This is a genomic window from Coleofasciculus sp. G3-WIS-01 (assembly GCF_040223135.1).
GTDB lineage: Bacteria > Cyanobacteriota > Cyanobacteriia > Cyanobacteriales > Coleofasciculaceae > Coleofasciculus.
In genome coordinates this window covers 14,776-31,506 of the sequence record NZ_JAVJZI010000022.1, presented here as the reverse complement: position 1 = coordinate 31,506, position 16,731 = coordinate 14,776, and the positions used below count along the sequence as shown (strand labels likewise).

Sequence of the window (16,731 nt, the reverse complement as noted above, 5' to 3'; positions counted from 1 at the left end):
AAGCGTTAAATGCTGCCGCATTTTCTAAGTCTCCTAAATGTTGAGATAAAATCGCTTTTCCATCTCGCAATAAACAGAATGTATTTTTCAGTTCACTCCCCATCGCTAGTATGGGGGGAGAATTTTCAAATCCTGGGGGTTACGGAATGGGTATAGGGGCATATCCTCGGGCGCGGCGGTGGGTTTGAATTTTGACGTTGGAAGTGGGCTTGGGCGAAGCATTCGCGTTGTCACTTTGGCATGACACCGATAGATCCGGGCGCGAATGCTTCTCCCCTACGAATTTCCCGTCGAATATCCCGTCGAATATCCCGGCGAATTGATTACCCTTCGCTGTGATGGAGGGTATGGTTTTGACGTTGGATGTGGGATTGGGCGAAGCATTCGCGTTGTCACGTTGGCATGACACCGATAGATCCGGGCGCGAATGCTTCTCCCCTACGAATTCCCCTACGAATTCCCCTACGAATTTCCCGGCGAATTTCCCGGCGAATCCGGATATAACTCGCACAACGGAATCATCAACCCGATTAACAATATCACGGTTATGCAGGAGAAAATAATCGGCAATTTTGCCTAATTTTAAACGGGCGTCTTGATTATCGATACATTGCGGTTCATCGGAGAGATTCCCACTGGTTAAAATAATCGGATAATCCAGCCGTTGCAAAATCAAATGATGGAGGGGAGTATAAGGTAACATGAACCCCAAAGTTGTTTGTCCCGGTGCGACTGAAGCGGCGATTTTGGGTGTAGAGACGTTGTATACAACGTCTCTACAATTGTGGCGATTAGGGATAACATCGATTAAAACAATAGGGGCGGCGGGACTTTGTAATAGTTCCCGTTCTTTAGCATTTAGAGTGCAATATTGTTCAATAACCTCTAAATCTCGCGCCATCAAAGCAAAAGGTTTATGATAACGTTGCTTACGCGATCGCAAGTTTTGTACAGTGGTTTCATTAGTGGCGTCACAGGCTAAATGAATCCCCCCTAATCCTTTAATCGCCACAATTTCCCCCTGTTGCAATAGGGTACAAACGGTATCGATGGGGTTAGATGTATCAATCTTTTCACCATTCGCCCCTTCTAACCATACCGTTGGTCCACAAATAGGACAAGCAATCGGTTGGGCGTGAAAGCGGCGATTTTCGATATCAAGATATTCCCTGGCGCAATGGGGACACATCCCAAACTCAGCCATGCTAGTATGCTTACGGTCATAGGGAATCGAGCGAATAATCGAAAGACGCGGACCGCAATGGGTACAATTAGTAAACGGGTAATTGTACCAACGCGATCGCGAATCCAGGGTTTCGGCTTGACATTGGGGACAGGTGGCGGCGTCAGGGGGAATTTGAGTTTGGACGGTACTATTGACACTCTGGGTAATGGTAAAGTCACAGAAGACGCGATCGCCTCTATAAGGAGTACGGCTAATCGATTCAATGCGGGCAAGGGGTGGGGACTCTAGCTGTAAGCGTTGCACAAATTCTGCGATCGCGTCTGTTGTTCCTGATACGTAAATTAAGACGCCTTGACCATCATTACAGACTTCTCCTACTAGATTACACGCCTTTGCCAAACGGTACACAGTTGGGCGAAATCCCACCCCTTGTACTGTACCCCGCACCCGAATTTCTTCCTGGCTAATGGTGGATGGATAATTATTTATTGCCATTTGCGTAATGGAGACAATCCCCCGCTATTGTAATTGAGAAAGGATCTCTATCAAGTGTCTAAATTAATGGATTAGCTTAGGTTCGTAGTAAGGGCTTTAGCCCTAGATTAGCTGAGGTTTTCTGCCTCAACCCAACCTACACTTATTCTACCATTGTAGCTGTGCCGTACCACCCACCTATGAGTTAGAATAGCTCAAATAACGGATCGATCCATGCAGTGCATGTTAACACTTCGCCTCACTCAACAGGTTGAAAACCCACCCGACTCTTACCGAGTAGATGTTGCTCTAGACGACAATGGAACGAGTCAGAATGCAACGGTCTACTTTAAGTTAAACATCAACGAACAAGACCAAGAAAAAATTCGTTGGTATCTAGAAGATTTCCTCGAATACCCGCAAGTCCCCGCGCCGACAATTGCAGCAACTATTGAACAGCAAATGATAGCCATTGGGGTGGAACTGTTCGAGAAACTGTTTCAAGCCAACGACGATACCCGCCAAATTTGGTCACAATTGCGCCACCGACTGAATAATACTCGTGTAGAAATTGTCACGGGTGTCACCGATGCGGCGGCTATTCCCTGGGAACTCATTCATAATCCTGATCATAATTTGCCATTAGTGTTACAGACGGGGGCGTTTGTCCACACTTACCCTAATCCCCAACAGCCTCCCCAGCTTCCCGAAACCGACAGCAGTAAAATGCGGATTCTGCTGGTAATTTGTCGCCCGCAAGGTGGCGATGATGTACCATTTCGCTCAGTCGCCACCCAGTTAATTCGGGGATTGACAGATAGCGCCCGTGAGATCTTTCAACTCGATGTCTTGCGTCCCCCAACCTTTCAACGATTAAAGGAAGTGCTGCGACAAGCCAAAGCGGAGGGAAAACCTTATCATATCGTTCATTTTGACGGACATGGGGTGTATGAAGACCCCTATGTCAAGGATTCGGGAAAGCCACCGAATCCGAAACGGATGCGGGGCTATCTATTATTTGAGAAACCTGACTATCGGAACAATCGAGAACCAGTACATGGCAAACTAATTGGTCAATTGCTAGCAGAGACAGGAGTCTCCTTGTTAGTTCTCAATGCTTGTCGTTCAGCTTACACAGAAGCACCCACTCAACCGGGCAAAACTCTGGCAGATAACCAGACAAGTGCTTATGGTTCCCTCGCGCAGGAGGTGATGAAAGCGGGAGTGGCGGGAGTGGTGGCAATGCGCTACAACGTCTATGTGATTACGGCTGCTGAATTTGTGGCTAAACTGTACGCGGCGCTTGCCCAAGGTCAAACCCTTGGTGAAGCTGTCACCCAAGGACGCCAGCAATTATATGCCCAACCCCTGCGGGAAATTGCTTATGAGGCACAAACGCTACAAGATTGGTTAGTGCCAGTGGTATATGAGACTGTACCCAAGGCGATTCGATTAACCTCTCCCCCAGACTCTCTCTTGCAAGGAGAGGGAAGTCTAGCTTATCTGAGTAGTAGGGAACTTGATGGGCAATTGCCCAAACATCCAGAAGCGGGTTTTTTGGGACGCGATGAAACGCTGCTAGGGATTGACCGCGCTTTCGATACCCAATCTATCGTCCTGCTACACGCTTATGCAGGGAGTGGCAAAACCTCCACGGTGGCTGAGTTTGGGCGCTGGTATGTTTTGACTGGCGGTGTAAAGGGATTGGTTTTGTTTACCTCCTTTGAGCGGTATCTGCCTTTAGCGCGAGTGCTGGATAAGATAGGTCAGGTGTTTGAACGTCAGTTAGAAGCGCTGGGAGTTCACTGGCTAACATTGAATGATGAACAACGGCGGGATATCGCCCTGCAACTTTTGCAACAAGTGCCTGTGCTGTGGATTTGGGATAATGTTGAGCCAGTCGCAGGCTTTCCTACGGGTACAGAGTCCGCGTGGAGTGCGGTTGAGCAACAAGAACTGGTGGATTTTTTACGAGAGGCGCAGCAGACAAAGGCGAAATTCCTGCTAACTTCCCGCCGAGATGAGCAAGGGTGGCTAGCTGATTTGCCGCACCGAATTACTATCCCACCGATGCCGATGCGGGAACAAGTGCAGTTAGCCAAGGCGGTGGCGGAGAAATACGGACATCAGCTAAAAGAGGTGGAAGACTGGCGACCTTTGTTGCGATACAGTCACGGTAATCCGATGACTATAACCGTTGTGGTCGGTCAGGCGCTACGGAATGGGTTGAGAAGTAGAGAACAGATTGAAGATTTTGTCCTTCAGTTACGTTCTGGTGAGGCTGAAATTGACGATGATGAGCGTGAAGGGCGATCGAAGTCTTTGGGAGCATCGTTGAGTTATGGCTTTAGGAATGCTTTCACTGAGAAGGAAAGGCAGCAGTTAGCTTTACTGTACTTTTTCCAAGGATTTATAGATGTGGATACCTTGTGTACAATGGGTCATCCTGAGTTTGAATGGTGTCTGCCTGAAGTGCGTGGACTAACTTTGGAAGCTGGTATTGATTTACTTTACCGCGCTGTTGAAGTAGGATTGCTTATCAATTTGGGTAGCCGTTTCTATGTGATCCACCCTGCATTACAGTGGTATTTAAAACGGCTATTTAACCAATACTATAAAAATGAGGAACAATCAGCTACCTTTGCTTTTGTTGAAGCGATGAGCGAATTAGGAAAAGCTCATACCTGTGAATACGAAGGGGGCAATCAGTATGTAATTAAAACGTTGTTGCCCCCACAAGAAGCGAATTTACTCTATGCAAGGCAACTGGCACGAAATAATGGTTGGTGGCACGCAGTTATCGGTACAATGCAGGGTTTACGAACCCTCTACAAACACACTGGTCGCTGGTTAGAGTGGGCAAGGCTGGTAGAGGAGACTGTACCCGACTTTGTTGACCTAGGAACAGATAGATCACGACCAGGACGAGAGGAGCAATGGTACTTAATCATGGGGGATCGCATACAGCTTGCAATTCGAGGGCGTCAGTGGTCACAGGCTGAGCGTTGGCAACAAGTTGTAGAGCCTTGGTTACGTCAACGTGCAACTTTGGCTTTGGCTGTAGCTCCGGAAGCCCTAATGAATTCTCAGTACGATTTCATTCGCGATCTAGCCGTATGGTTAATGAGACGCGGTCAAATTCAGTTTCAGCAGGAAAATCCCGATTGTGTCACCGCGTTTAAAGAAGCTTTTAAACTAATGGGTCGCATCAACAACCAACCTGTTCAAGCGATCGCTGCGTATAATTTAGGTGATGCCTATCTTTACATTCCTACTATCTATGATCTGATGCAAGCTGAACACTGGTATCATTACAGCTTACGACTTCTTGAGAAGCGAAATCCTCTAGGAGAGGCAAAGAATTGGATAGCATTAGGTAATGTAAGCAACGATAAATTACGTAAAGCGCAAATGGATAGGCAAACGAAAGAAAAGCAACTATGCTATTTTAAAGAAGCTAATGAACGCTATCAAAAAGCACATCGCCTTTTATTAGGAATAAATGCGCTAGATAGCTTAGCGACAGTACGTACTTTGTTGGGTAATATCTGTATCCAAATAGGTGATATTGATGGGGCATTACGCTACTACCGCAAGGCTATTTGTCATAACGAAGCATCGAAAAATTTCTATGATGCAGCCCTAAATCGTTATAACTCCGCTGTTTCTCTACAAGCAGTTAACCGTCTTGATGAAGCGTTAGAGTATGCCAAAGCGTCACTTAATACTTACGATATTTACGGCGACGGGGCTGTGACAGAAATACAAAAAACGCAGGAGTTGATTACCAATATTGAGCAAGCCATGAAAACTCAAAGAGGTTAACCAGATGACTACAGACAATTGGTTCGACGACTTACCCACAATTGGTGAACTACCACCGCAGGAAGCTGCTGCTAAGTTACGGGAAGTAGGTGAGGATGAACTTGCCGATGCTCTAGAAGCTGCCCAATACAAAGTAACGGCAGATTCGACAACCTTCGGACTCGCCGAAGATTTACTGCCATGGTTGCCTAAACCGTGGTTATACCCCACACACGTTATCGGGTATTTAACTCCTGCAAAATCAGATATTACAGTATTACCTATCCAAAATGCTTGTAAGATTCTACCTGACTCAACACTGAAAAATACTCCCATTAACATTACCCTTGAGCAAGCGTGTGTGGCAAAGTATCCGGGAGGTGGAACCCACTACATTTTGTTTGATTTTGAGGCTAAAACCCAACTACTCAACCGTGCAGAAACAATAAATTTTACTGTCACCCACCGAATTCGCGAGAGTAACCAGGTTGTAATTATTAATCAACCAATTTTTGCTCCATTGCATGTCAGTCCTGAAGGTGTAGGTTTTCGGGGCTTGACTGTCAACGTGAAGAATCAAGAGGATGAGGCGGCGCTTAGCTTTCTAGAGTCTTTTACCTTTCAATCTGGTATTGCGGCAGCATCCTTATTACAACCAGCTATCGCACCTCTGGCTGAAATGGCTATTGGAATAACTAAACTGATTGCCAAACGTTCTAAAAATGTGACAGTACAAAAAATAGACTTGGGGCTTGACTTTGGTAATGACAGCACCCGCGCACGCCTTGCCGAAGGTTACTATCTGGCTATACAAATTCCTGAATCTCTACAAACTAGCTGGGATTGGAACGACTGGGTATACAATCCAACTAACGGTCAAATAGTCAGCCAATTCGACCCCACAGAGGTAATTCCCTACAACTACCTTGTATTCAGTGTCAGCCGCTACCAAGAAAAATAAAGGGTAATAAGACTGTCCAGTTGCTGAGAAATAATTGCGCGATCGCGCCCAAGTCAATCTCAAATTAGCAGCCGTTACAACAATCAGTTGATTAGCCAACTTTAAGGTTATAATTGCCTGGTAGTGACGTCAGGGTAAATTTGGGTTGGGATGGTACTATCGACCCTATGGGCGAGGGTAAAATCTGGGATGGAGCCCCTACAAGGTTAATGTATCAATTTCAGCTTGCCAAGTCAGCCGTGGTTTTAATTGGGTTTGTAGTAAGGGAACCTTAGCCTAAATTATAGAAAAATCCGGACTTTAAAAATCGCGAATTCATCGTATTCTAAAACACTCGTTCACCGTAATCGTACAATTAGGAAAAGCTAGAATATCAATAGACTGTTGCCCTTTTAGAATTAACTGACGTTGGTAACCATCTACTTGAGGAGCTCTAAAAACGTGGAGTTGCTGTGTTGTCACATTAAAAACCCAATAGTCAACAATACCCGCTGCCGCATAGAGATTGGCTTTAGTCCCTAAATCTCGATTGATTGTGGTATCAGCAATTTCGACAATCAGGTAAACCTCCTCTGGCTTAGGATGAGCGTCTGCATAAAAGTTAGCATTGGGATGGACAACGGCAATGTCAGGTTCTGGTTCTGAGTAGGTATCGAGTTGAATCGGATCTTGCAGTCGTACTAAGACTTGATCCCCCAGAAGCTTTTCCAAACATTTTTCAAGGCGTTTACAAAGTGCGCTATGGGCAGGACCTTTGGGCATTTTATGAATTATTTGTCCGGCGATGAGTTCAACCTGTTCATCTGCTGCTAAAATACCGACCTCTGCCATTCGATGGTAATCAGCCGTAGTAATCAGGCGAAGATTGGTGAGTGGAAGGGGGGTTACGGTCATAGGTTGGATATCAGCTTTGAGCTTAATTTTATTATAAGCTTATGGCAATTGAATTCCGAATTCCTAGTCAAGGCGTAAATGCGTCGGTTGTATCACTTATTTTACCAATCAGCAGTCCGCAATAGACAACAGCGGTGTCTATTGCGGACGACTAAACGTAACTTGTATGAGTTAACTAGAATGAGTTAGAATAGCTCAAATAACTGATCTATTCCCTAATTTCTAATCACCTTGAATGCGCGTTATTATCCAGCGAGTTAAATCTTCTCAAGTAACAGTTAACGGTGAAATCGTTGGCAAAATTAATCGCGGGCTAAATTTGCTAGTGGGGATTGCGGATAGCGATACTGAAGCCGAATTAGATTGGATGGCGCGAAAATGCTTGGATTTGCGTTTATTTCCCGGAACCGATAGCGGTAGCGATCGCTGGGAAAAGTCGGTTCAGGAGATTGGCGGCGAATTATTGGTGGTGAGTCAGTTTACCCTGTATGGGGACTGTCGTAAAGGACGTCGCCCTTCTTTCTCGCGATCGGCGAATCCAGAACAGGCGGAGAAGCTTTATCAGCAGTTTGTGGAAATGCTGCGCCAAAGTGGGTTACGAGTAGAAACTGGGATATTTGGGGCGATGATGCAAGTCTCCATTGAAAATGATGGACCCGTGACACTGCTGCTGGAGCGGTAAATTGATCCATTGCTTACCCCAATGAAGGTATGCATTTTGTCCAGTAATCGCTCAAACTATTACAGGATAATACTTTCGATTGGATATAGCTATTTTGTATAGAGGGAACTTCCGCTCAATAAAGGGAGGCGGCTGAGCGCCTCCCGATCAAATTTTGTAGAGTTTTTAGGGGTTTATCATGTGATTTGAGTTATTAAGCTATAATTAGCAGTTACAAATTTACTTATTTAGATTATTTATATTAGTAGTCTTATTGTTGCTTATTACCAAGCTAGCGGTACAACCGCATATAGTACCACCGCCTATAAACCCGGCAATCGCATATACAACTCGGTTTGCCAAGGAATTTTTTGTTTCTTGCTGTAGTTGGGGATGTTCGGCAGATTCGGCTCCAATTTGTTCTTCTTTAGGACATTCATTTTGGTGATGTGGTTCATTTTTACCGCGTTGTGTGTGAACATTAATTGTTACCGTTTGAGTTTGACTGGCTGTTTCTCTTTTTTCTTCCCGTGATGGCAAGTATTCGTTTATACCATCCGCATTAACAGGCGCTGCGAATGCGAGAAGACCAATTAGGGGGAGCATTGTCAATCCTGTAGTTTTCATAAGCTTTGTTATACGGGTCATAATTGTTTACTAGAATCTTGTTCATGATTCAGCCTCTAAAAAACTCTACACAATACACTAATCCTAGCATAAAATCACCCTCAAGCATCAGAGAGATAATTGACACCCAACTATCTACGTCTCCCTTGAGGAATATTGCCGCAACCACTGCGCCAACTCATCTTCAGAGAGTTCCCCCGCCGCTAGCGATCGCATCACCAGCACCACCTCTGGCTCTGGTGCATCCAAATTCCAGCTATTCACTTTCAGAAACACATACATCACCTGAAACGCTGTGCGCTTATTGCCATCAATAAACGGATGATTTCTAGCAATTCCATAGCCATAGTCCGCCGCCAGTCGATAAATATCTGCCCCTTCATACCCATAGCGATTACGCGCACGGGCAAAGGCACTCGCCAGCAACCCCTCATCCCGTAACCCATACACCCCACCATGGGTTGCAACTTGGTCATCATGAATCACCTGCACCATCGCAGGGGTAATCCAAATCGGTTCAGCCATCTGCTAACTCTCGCATTGCATTGCGGTACTGCGATGCCCCCTGCTGGTAAGCCGTCATCACCTGCTCGAACTCAGGATCATAAGCCATCAACTTAATGCCATCCTCCATCACCACCAGGGTTAGTGTATCCCCTTCCCTTAAATTAAATTTGTCCAAGATTTCCTTAGGAAACGTGGTGCCAATGGAGTTGCCCACTTTCCGTAGTTTTATTTCCATGATTTAATTCTCTACTGACGTTATTACTATTGTAATCACGCTAATTACCAGACAAGCAAGCCAAAAACGAATGGAGCCCTGTGCGATGCGCTCTAATACCAAATCCGAGTTAGCTACCCCCGTTATAACCTAGTCCGCGCAGGCGGACGAAAGTTTGTGTAGCAGCGATTTCAATCGCCGTGGAAAAAGGGGGTGATCAAGGCGGATTTGGTATAACAGCAGCAGCTTATTATCTTGAGTCGGTGATTGTCATTTGTCATTTTTCATTCGTTCTACATTCTGTAGGGGCGGGTTTCACTACTATCCTTTTTTCTCTAACCCAGATGCAATTAAACCCGCCCCTAAACCCAACCTTAGACACCAGGTTCCGGTTTCCGTAAGCGAAGGGTCAAGTCGGGGCGGGTTTAGTTCAGTTAGGGATTTGATCCGATGCGTTATTAGTAAAACCCGCCCCTACACATTCAAAATTCAAAACTTGTTGTCATGTAAGATTTCATGTATCTTTTACGCCTGATAAAGATTCCGATGTAGATTATCAACTTCCTCCAATGCTTTCTCAACTCCTCCTTCGGCAACACTCCTAACGTAGTTAAGTTTGATTTCCTCTAGCATATCTATAAGTAAGGATTCAATTTTATGACGGTTTTGCTTCTTCTGTAACTCTGCCTCTAGCGCGTCTTTGAATTTCCCCATCAGACGGCTGGTTAATTCTACTCCCACTGGATCTTCAAGAGCCTTGACTAGGTTGTTGTAAGCGGATTGAGAAAGGTTTTTAGACAATTCCTCTGTTAACTGATTAGGCAAGTGACTCAACCCTGGCACATTCTGTATTTGCTGATAAACAACGGATTGGCTGAGGGTACTCTCCAGGCTGTGATGGACTAAAGCTTCTATATCTGGCTGGACTTGAGGGAGAACTTCATAGACACTAAGATTAACCAGGCGAGTCGCGATCGCATTTACCTCATTTGTTTCATTCACTTCAATATAACGTCGGCGAGACTCAGGATAAAACAGCCAGCGTGCGACTTCACCCTTTTGAATTGACTCTTGCATTTGGTCAATCACCTGAACGCCGATAATTTCAGCAATTTCCTCAGCAAAACTTATCGCAAAGTCATAATTAAGTTGCTTCCGAAAAGGTTCCAGATCCAATAACTCAGTTTGATAGAGACGAATGATTACTGGAATAACTCGCAACCACCGCCAGAAGGGAAACACCAAGAAAAGGTCATACCACCGCCGCAAAATCGCTTCCAGCCAGTTTAATTTGGGCTGGCGACGACTGCTATAGTAAGTTCGTGCTAAAATTTCTAGGGCAAATAGAATGATAAAGGGTAAGTCAATTAACCAAAAATAATCAACCAAACCGCCAAATCTGCCAATATCTCGATAGTAATTTCTCTCAATCAGGGAGCGAACTTCTGTATTGAAAAATTGAATAGATTCCTGCCATCCTGCCTGAGATAGATACGCAGAACTCCAAAATATCCTCAAGGCATCACTAGCATAATCCTCTCCTACACGAGTCCGCATTTCCTGTTGAATTTTTTCTAGCGTATTGCTTTTATTCGCTCCTTGGAACGGATTGTCTGCAATGAGTCGATGACTAAGTTGCTGCAATTCCTTTAGTAATTTTTCTGACTGCGGCGATTGCAATCCTGCTTGCGAAACCTCTTCTTCCAGTGCGTTTACTGTGCTGAGATAGTTTTGCGTTTCCGGATGGGGTTCAATGCCCTTAACCGGGTCATAAACTTTGACCAATCCTGGAAAAAATTCTAGATAAAAGTCGCGTAAGGTTATATAACTTAGGTCAAAAAAGACTAGAAGCAAATTCACTACAGCCAGGATAGCAATGAGGCGTTCAAACCAGGATGTTCTTAGTTCAGAGTTAGAGCTTTTTCTTCTAGCCAGTTTGGATGACATATATGTACGGCTGCTATAATCACAAGTTTCAGGCTGACCAAGGTTTGCTAAAGTCGTGATAAAGTGTTAACCCACCATCAATAAATAGAGTTTGTCCGGTGATATAGTCAGCTTCCTCAGATGCCAAAAATGCCACCGCTGCTGCCATTTCTTCTGAAGTTCCGGCTCTTCCCATCGGAATGTGACTTTCTACGTTGGCTTTTTCCTCAGGATCATTAATCCATGCTTCATTAATTGGGGTAATCGTTGCCCCAGGTCCGATACCATTCACCCGAATTCCTTTGGAGGCGTATTCTAAAGCCAGAGTTTTTGTTAAATTTCCCATTCCTCCCTTACTAACCGAATAACTTACATAGCAAGGTCGGGGAATAATTTCATGAACGCTAGAAATGTTGATAATGACACCTTTTTTATTGCCGGCTAAAAAATGTTTAATGGCTTCACGGGCGCAAAGATAAGCCCCTCGGAGATTAACAGAAATGACTTGATCAAAGCTCTCAATTTTTGTTTCGTGTGCCGCACTCTCCATTTGAATGCCGGCATTGTTGATCAAAATATCGAGTCCGCCTAACTCGTTAATAACGGTGTCCATCATCTGAAAAACATCGTCTTCTTTTGAGACATCGCCCTGTACCAGTAAGTCTTTAACGCCACAGCCTTTGATTTCACCACAAGCTTGATCCATCTTTTCTGCGGTGTCTGCGGCATCTTCGGGACTGCTGCGATAGTTAATAGCTACATTGACACCTTCTTGAGCCAAACGAATAGCGATCGCGCGTCCAATTCCAGAACTTGCACCTGTTACGAGAGCGTTTTTACCTTTGAGACCTTTCATCATGACTAAACCTTTATTTTAAGCAACTAAAGCCTGTATTTTTACCATGAAGAACAAATGTGACTAGCATTCTGGTGGGCATTGCCCACCCTAGGATATATCAAGGGTTTCTGCGATCCAAAAAGGCAAAATTTCAGTATTTCATACCTTTTTCAGCGAGTTAATTCAGAGCGTTTAAAAGATCTGATTAGGGTGGTAACCCACTATAAATTAATTACGAAACTCTTCTCTTTATCTGCCACACTAGGCAAAATTAGAGCGGCAGATAATTGCCTAATTCACTCAGTACAATGTTTTTTTGCTTCATAGTATTAAAAGTCAATATCATCCAAAGATAACATTGATGCTCTAGCTATAAATCCACCTTTCGATAGAGCTGTCGCCATCAAGGTTAGGACTTTCTTAAATGACCTAAATGCGACGTATTAGTAATAAACCTTCAGCCTTGGAGTCCTCTGCCTTGGAGCCTTCTGCTATATATTTCATACCGCATCATCTGCTAACCACCAGTTGGGGAGATTGAAACGTGCGATCGGGTTCAATCTGTTCATCCAGATTGGTGTCCCTAAAGGTGGAACCCTAATTAATCGTCAGGTGTGGGGAACCAACTTGTATTCGCCTGATTTATTTGAGCATTCAATAACACAGATGGGGAGCTTCCTTTTCACGGGATCTAGAAAACCTCTCTGGAAAACCTCTCTCCATCCCCCCTTACCCCCCTTTGAAAGGGGGGTTAGAGAGAGAAGGCTTTGAATTCTCCCCCTTCCGTGCAAAAAAAGCTCCCGCATCCTCTGGCTTCCCCCGTGCAAAAAAGCTCCCGCATCCTCTGGCTTCCCCGTGCAACAGAAGCTCCCGCATCCTTGGGTCTCCCCCTTTTTAAGGGGGAGGGAAGGGGGATCTATAAGGGGGACGGGAGGGGGATCTATAAGGGGGACGGAAGGGGGCTGGGGCGCTTGGTTTAAACTGCTCGTGGGAAGCATGGTCTTGTCTGCTAAGGGGAGCTTTCTCTAAGTTTAGTTCAGCATGAAAATCTCGATACATCGGACTTGCTGCAAAAACTGGAAACCCGTTAAAAATAAACAGCGGTAGAATAGCAGGATACCCAAAACTGCATAAATTCCATGTATCGCTTACGATCTCTCCCTTGGCGATCGCTGTTAGAAGTCTCTGGGATTACTGTTGCGATCGCGATCGTCCTCGAAATTATCATTGGCTTAGGCTTCACCCAATCCCCTGCCATCCGTCAGATGCTCCAGTTCCTCTATACTCCTCCCTTAGGGATGATCATCTCCTTAATGGCGGCTGTGGGATTTGGAGTTCTCGCAGTTTATGTTCTGGAACGGTTTTATCCCCACGTTTTGATCAACAGTAGCAGCTTGTGGGCATTAATTCCTTGTTTAGCCCTAGTTTTGGGCTTAAAATCACTGTTGCCTTTACCTCCTTTCTTGGTAAGTTTAAGCTATGCCAACTTGGTTGCCGTTATTGTTGGTGTATTTTGGAAAGGGCGTCCCCACTGGCGTTAGTAAGCTGAGTTCAAGATTAGAAGGAAATAAAAAATAGACTTAGGCTATTTTTAATATAGACTATCTTTATCGGGTTTGCCTAAAACAGAAAATGCTGTTCATAGATTGAGATAAAAGCAGTTGTTGAAAACAAATATAAACCTAAAAACACAGGAGCAATTCGCAAATGCAGTTACAAAGTGTAGTTGAGCCATTCGGTGAAGTTAATGTTTATAAACAAACGAATGGTGATTTAAACATCGTTGCCACTATTCTCACCGTCCCTGATATTGAAGGCGCGAGAATGGGACTCGCCCTTGATGGTTCTGCCTCCATGAAAAAAATGTATGGAGTCAGCGGTATCGTGGGGGGTGCTTTTGCGATGGCGGCTAGTGCTAGCACACCTAATGTTATCGAACCCGTAGCGCGGACAATGGTCAGTTTTCTCGCTAATTTTTCCGCAAATGGCAAGGTTGATGTGATTTACTGGGCTTGCAGTCCAGATGGATCTAAAGTCGAAGAATTAGGAGAATTTGATGATCAAACTATCCAAAACATTGCCATTGCTGGACCGAAAAAACTCCCCTGGGGACGAGGAACTAAATTATTGCCTCCCTTAAGACTTTTTGTGGACAAGTTTAAAAATGCACCTGCACTTGGCGTTAAAAATCCAGCGGCTATTTGTGTATTCGTGACTGATGGAATTATTGAAGACTTAGCCGATGTCAAGAAATACTGCTTTCAATATGCTCAAGCCATCTCCCAAAAACAAAAACCCTTTATGAAGCTGTTTCTCATTGGCATAGGCGATGAAGTTGATGAAGGGCAAATGGATGAGCTTGACGATATGTTTGAGGGGAGTGGCATTACGGATAGTTTTGGACAAAGTATTGACCTCTGGGATCATCAGTTAGCCAGTGACATGAATAAACTAGAGCAAGTTTTCAAAGAACTGGTTTCCGAAGACATGATTGTCATTGGGTCAGGTCGAATCTTAAATCAAGGGGGAAAAATTTGCCAGGAATATGCTGATGGCGTTCCTGCATTGCTGCGATTCACGATGCCAGCCGGCTCAAATTCATTTACCTTAGAATTTCCCGGAGGAACTGTCACTCAAGATATTTCTGAAGCTTTATCACAACCTTAAATCATGTCTGGTGAGGAAATAAAATGACGAGATCTGGTCAACCTTCTAACCGACCCAACTCCCTTCGCCGTCAACAACTTCCCAGTAATATTGTGGCTAAAGAATTTGGGGAAGTCAATGTTAGCAATACAGGGGAGGAATTGCACGTTGTATTTACTATTTTGATGGAGCCTCAAGGACAGGAGGCTGAAGGCTGGAAAACGGGTGTAGCCTTGGATGCTAGTGCTTCCATGAAAGGTCCTTATGGGCGCAAGCTAGAAGGAAAAGTTCCACCCGATGTCATGGCGGATTATGAGAAAAAACAATGGGTAGAATCCCGCATTGAAGATGGGAACCGAGTTAAATCCTTTAAAAAGGAAGCCTATCAAGATGCAATCCAGAAAGGGTATTTTAAGACAACACCGAATACCGTTCAACCTCTCGCCCAACAATTTACAGCTTATTTAGCCGGAAACTTAGATGTAGATGGTGGGACGAGTGTGATCTATTGGGCTTGTGGTAACGGAGCAGAAATTGAAATATTAGGAGATTGTACGGAATCTGAATGTTCTACTCTTAATGTTAATGGACCGACTAAGGTTACCTTTGGTGAAACCACAATCTTGACGCCAGCGTTTAAACATTTTGTTGAACGCTTTGTTGATGCTAAACGAGGGATGTACATTTTCATTACCGATGGCAGAATTGATGATTTAGAGGAGGTCAAACAATATACCACTCAACTCGCCCAAAAGATTGCCGCTGGCAAACAAAATTATGTCAAAGCGGTTCTGATTGGTGTGGGATATGGCGTTGATGTGCGTCAACTTGAGGAATTAGATGATCTGGATACAGGCACTGATGTCGATATCTGGGATTATAAAATAGCCACGGAAATGCAAGCACTCTTACAGATATTTGCAGAAGTCGTTGATGAAAATCAGATTGTTGCCTCCACAGGTATTATTTACGATGATACAGGGAAAATTGTCAAAAAATATACAGATGGATTGCCAGCTAAAGTATCTATTTCCATTCCAGCCAATTCTCAGTGGTTTGAACTGGAAGTGTATGGTCAACGAATTCGTCAAACTGTGATTTCATCCACCGAGAAGGGTTGATATTAAGTAACGCCCTTAATATTGATTTTCCGAAGATTTCAAACTGAGTCCAATTAAACAGGAGAAAAAAATGTCATCGCGTCGTTTACCCGTCTATCTTGTCCTAGATTGCTCTGGTTCTATGTCGGGTGATCCGATTGAAGCCGTTAACCAGGGAGTTAAGGCACTTGTTGCCGAGTTGAAAAGTGAACCCTATGCGTTAGAAACGGCTTACCTGTCAGTGATTACCTTTGAAAGTACAGCTCAACAAGTGTGTCCTCTAACCGAACTGATGACATTCCAACCGCCCCATTTCTCGGCTAGTGGTGCTACCTCTATGGGAGCCGCCCTAAGACTTTTATCCCAATGCTTTGATAAAGAAGTTCAAAAAGCGAGCGAAACTCAAAAAGGCGACTGGAAACCGTTAGTATTTCTAATGACAGATGGGATGCCTACTGATACTTGGGAAAATGCAGCAAAGGAACTAAAACACAAAAAACCCGCGAATATTATTGCCTGTGCTGCCGGTTCAGGTGCAGACGAATATCTGCTCAAGAAGATTACAGAAATTGTCGTCAAACTTGATAATCTCCAGCCCGATACGCTGAAGCACTTTTTCAAATGGGTGTCTCAATCGGTGAAGCAGACATCCCAAAGTGTCGCTCAGGTGATGGCAGATAATCAGCCGATTAATCTACCTCCTCCACCCCAAGGTATCACTATTGTTCCTTAAGACTACTCCACAGCATTTTATACTGAATTCTATTACGGGAGGCAGAGCGGGAGGATGTCATCTTTGTAGGTTGGGTTGAGGACCGAAACCCAACTCCAGATTAGCTGAATTCTATTACGGGAGGCAGAGCGGGAGGATGTCATTTTTTTAGGTTGGGTTG

General features: G+C 44.5%; 13 protein-coding genes and 1 pseudogene. 7 read left to right on the top strand and 7 right to left on the bottom strand.

Annotated elements, in window-relative coordinates; translation table 11 throughout:
* Positions 1-1,681, bottom strand: a pseudogene (gene hypF, locus RIM23_RS02395) (carbamoyltransferase HypF); the annotation flags it as partial.
* Between the two features lie 213 nt (positions 1,682-1,894).
* On the opposite strand from hypF, the gene RIM23_RS02390 reads away from it, so the two are divergent.
* Together RIM23_RS02390 and RIM23_RS02385 are read left to right on the top strand one after the other, a co-directional pair.
* Complete coding sequence (locus RIM23_RS02390; protein WP_446364132.1) at positions 1,895-5,485, top strand: CHAT domain-containing protein; 3,591 nt, start codon at positions 1,895-1,897, stop codon at positions 5,483-5,485.
* Positions 5,486-5,489: 4 nt separating this feature from the next.
* Positions 5,490-6,425 carry a hypothetical protein gene (locus RIM23_RS02385; RefSeq protein ID WP_446364131.1) on the top strand — a complete coding sequence of 312 codons (936 nt, stop codon included), beginning with the start codon at positions 5,490-5,492 and terminating at the stop codon, positions 6,423-6,425.
* A 315-nt stretch (positions 6,426-6,740) separates the two neighbouring features.
* On the opposite strand, the gene RIM23_RS02380 is transcribed toward RIM23_RS02385, so the two are convergent.
* Entirely contained in the window at positions 6,741-7,319 is a 579-nt protein-coding gene (locus RIM23_RS02380; RefSeq protein ID WP_446364129.1) for a Uma2 family endonuclease, read from the bottom strand.
* Between the two features lie 235 nt (positions 7,320-7,554).
* Here RIM23_RS02380 and dtd point away from each other — a divergent pair, with 235 nt between their 5' ends.
* A complete protein-coding gene (dtd, locus tag RIM23_RS02375) occupies positions 7,555-8,001 on the top strand; it encodes a D-aminoacyl-tRNA deacylase (protein ID WP_446364127.1) in 447 nt (148 codons plus the stop codon).
* Positions 8,002-8,220: 219 nt separating this feature from the next.
* Here dtd and RIM23_RS02370 read toward each other — a convergent pair whose 3' ends face one another.
* From RIM23_RS02370 to RIM23_RS02350, 5 genes are all read right to left on the bottom strand, one after another.
* Positions 8,221-8,607 (bottom strand): hypothetical protein, encoded by a 387-nt coding sequence (locus RIM23_RS02370; protein ID WP_446364125.1) that lies wholly within the window; start codon positions 8,605-8,607, stop codon positions 8,221-8,223.
* A 135-nt stretch (positions 8,608-8,742) separates the two neighbouring features.
* On the bottom strand, positions 8,743-9,132 hold the full coding sequence (locus tag RIM23_RS02365) for a type II toxin-antitoxin system death-on-curing family toxin (RefSeq protein ID WP_446364123.1): 390 nt from the start codon (positions 9,130-9,132) through the stop codon (positions 8,743-8,745).
* Positions 9,125-9,349, bottom strand: coding sequence for an AbrB/MazE/SpoVT family DNA-binding domain-containing protein (locus tag RIM23_RS02360; protein ID WP_446334951.1), 225 nt, complete (start codon positions 9,347-9,349; stop codon positions 9,125-9,127). The genes RIM23_RS02365 and RIM23_RS02360 overlap by 8 nt, the downstream gene beginning before the upstream one ends.
* Positions 9,350-9,853: 504 nt before the next feature.
* A complete protein-coding gene (locus tag RIM23_RS02355; protein ID WP_446364121.1) occupies positions 9,854-11,275 on the bottom strand; it encodes a hypothetical protein in 1,422 nt (473 codons plus the stop codon).
* Positions 11,276-11,303: 28 nt separating this feature from the next.
* Positions 11,304-12,110 (bottom strand): glucose 1-dehydrogenase, encoded by an 807-nt coding sequence (locus tag RIM23_RS02350; RefSeq protein ID WP_446364136.1) that lies wholly within the window; start codon positions 12,108-12,110, stop codon positions 11,304-11,306.
* A gap of 1,121 nt (positions 12,111-13,231) precedes the next feature.
* Between RIM23_RS02350 and RIM23_RS02345 the strand changes: the two genes are divergently transcribed.
* The 4 genes from RIM23_RS02345 to RIM23_RS02330 all read left to right on the top strand — a co-directional run bounded on the left by RIM23_RS02345 (position 13,232) and on the right by RIM23_RS02330 (position 16,571).
* Positions 13,232-13,633 carry a peptide chain release factor 1 gene (locus tag RIM23_RS02345; RefSeq protein WP_446364119.1) on the top strand — a complete coding sequence of 134 codons (402 nt, stop codon included), beginning with the start codon at positions 13,232-13,234 and terminating at the stop codon, positions 13,631-13,633.
* 166 nt (positions 13,634-13,799) lie between these two features.
* The gene (locus RIM23_RS02340; RefSeq protein WP_446359826.1) at positions 13,800-14,759 is read left to right on the top strand and encodes a vWA domain-containing protein; all 960 of its coding nucleotides are present in this window, start codon (positions 13,800-13,802) and stop codon (positions 14,757-14,759) included.
* Positions 14,760-14,782: 23 nt separating this feature from the next.
* Positions 14,783-15,859 (top strand): vWA domain-containing protein, encoded by a 1,077-nt coding sequence (locus tag RIM23_RS02335; RefSeq protein WP_446364117.1) that lies wholly within the window; start codon positions 14,783-14,785, stop codon positions 15,857-15,859.
* 70 nt (positions 15,860-15,929) lie between these two features.
* The gene (locus tag RIM23_RS02330; RefSeq protein WP_446364115.1) at positions 15,930-16,571 is read left to right on the top strand and encodes a vWA domain-containing protein; all 642 of its coding nucleotides are present in this window, start codon (positions 15,930-15,932) and stop codon (positions 16,569-16,571) included.
* The last annotated feature ends 160 nt before the right edge of the window (positions 16,572-16,731 follow it).

Coding starts and splice junctions, on each gene's coding strand:
- RIM23_RS02380 (WP_446364129.1), bottom strand. CDS start 7,319: ATGACCGTAACCCCCCTTCCACTCACCAATCTTCGCCTGATTACTACG.
- RIM23_RS02390 (WP_446364132.1), top strand. CDS start 1,895: ATGCAGTGCATGTTAACACTTCGCCTCACTCAACAGGTTGAAAACCCA.
- RIM23_RS02340 (WP_446359826.1), top strand. CDS start 13,800: ATGCAGTTACAAAGTGTAGTTGAGCCATTCGGTGAAGTTAATGTTTAT.
- RIM23_RS02365 (WP_446364123.1), bottom strand. CDS start 9,132: ATGGCTGAACCGATTTGGATTACCCCTGCGATGGTGCAGGTGATTCAT.
- RIM23_RS02355 (WP_446364121.1), bottom strand. CDS start 11,275: ATGTCATCCAAACTGGCTAGAAGAAAAAGCTCTAACTCTGAACTAAGA.
- RIM23_RS02385 (WP_446364131.1), top strand. CDS start 5,490: ATGACTACAGACAATTGGTTCGACGACTTACCCACAATTGGTGAACTA.
- RIM23_RS02330 (WP_446364115.1), top strand. CDS start 15,930: ATGTCATCGCGTCGTTTACCCGTCTATCTTGTCCTAGATTGCTCTGGT.
- RIM23_RS02360 (WP_446334951.1), bottom strand. CDS start 9,349: ATGGAAATAAAACTACGGAAAGTGGGCAACTCCATTGGCACCACGTTT.
- RIM23_RS02350 (WP_446364136.1), bottom strand. CDS start 12,110: ATGAAAGGTCTCAAAGGTAAAAACGCTCTCGTAACAGGTGCAAGTTCT.
- dtd (WP_446364127.1), top strand. CDS start 7,555: ATGCGCGTTATTATCCAGCGAGTTAAATCTTCTCAAGTAACAGTTAAC.
- RIM23_RS02335 (WP_446364117.1), top strand. CDS start 14,783: ATGACGAGATCTGGTCAACCTTCTAACCGACCCAACTCCCTTCGCCGT.
- RIM23_RS02345 (WP_446364119.1), top strand. CDS start 13,232: ATGTATCGCTTACGATCTCTCCCTTGGCGATCGCTGTTAGAAGTCTCT.
- RIM23_RS02370 (WP_446364125.1), bottom strand. CDS start 8,607: ATGAAAACTACAGGATTGACAATGCTCCCCCTAATTGGTCTTCTCGCA.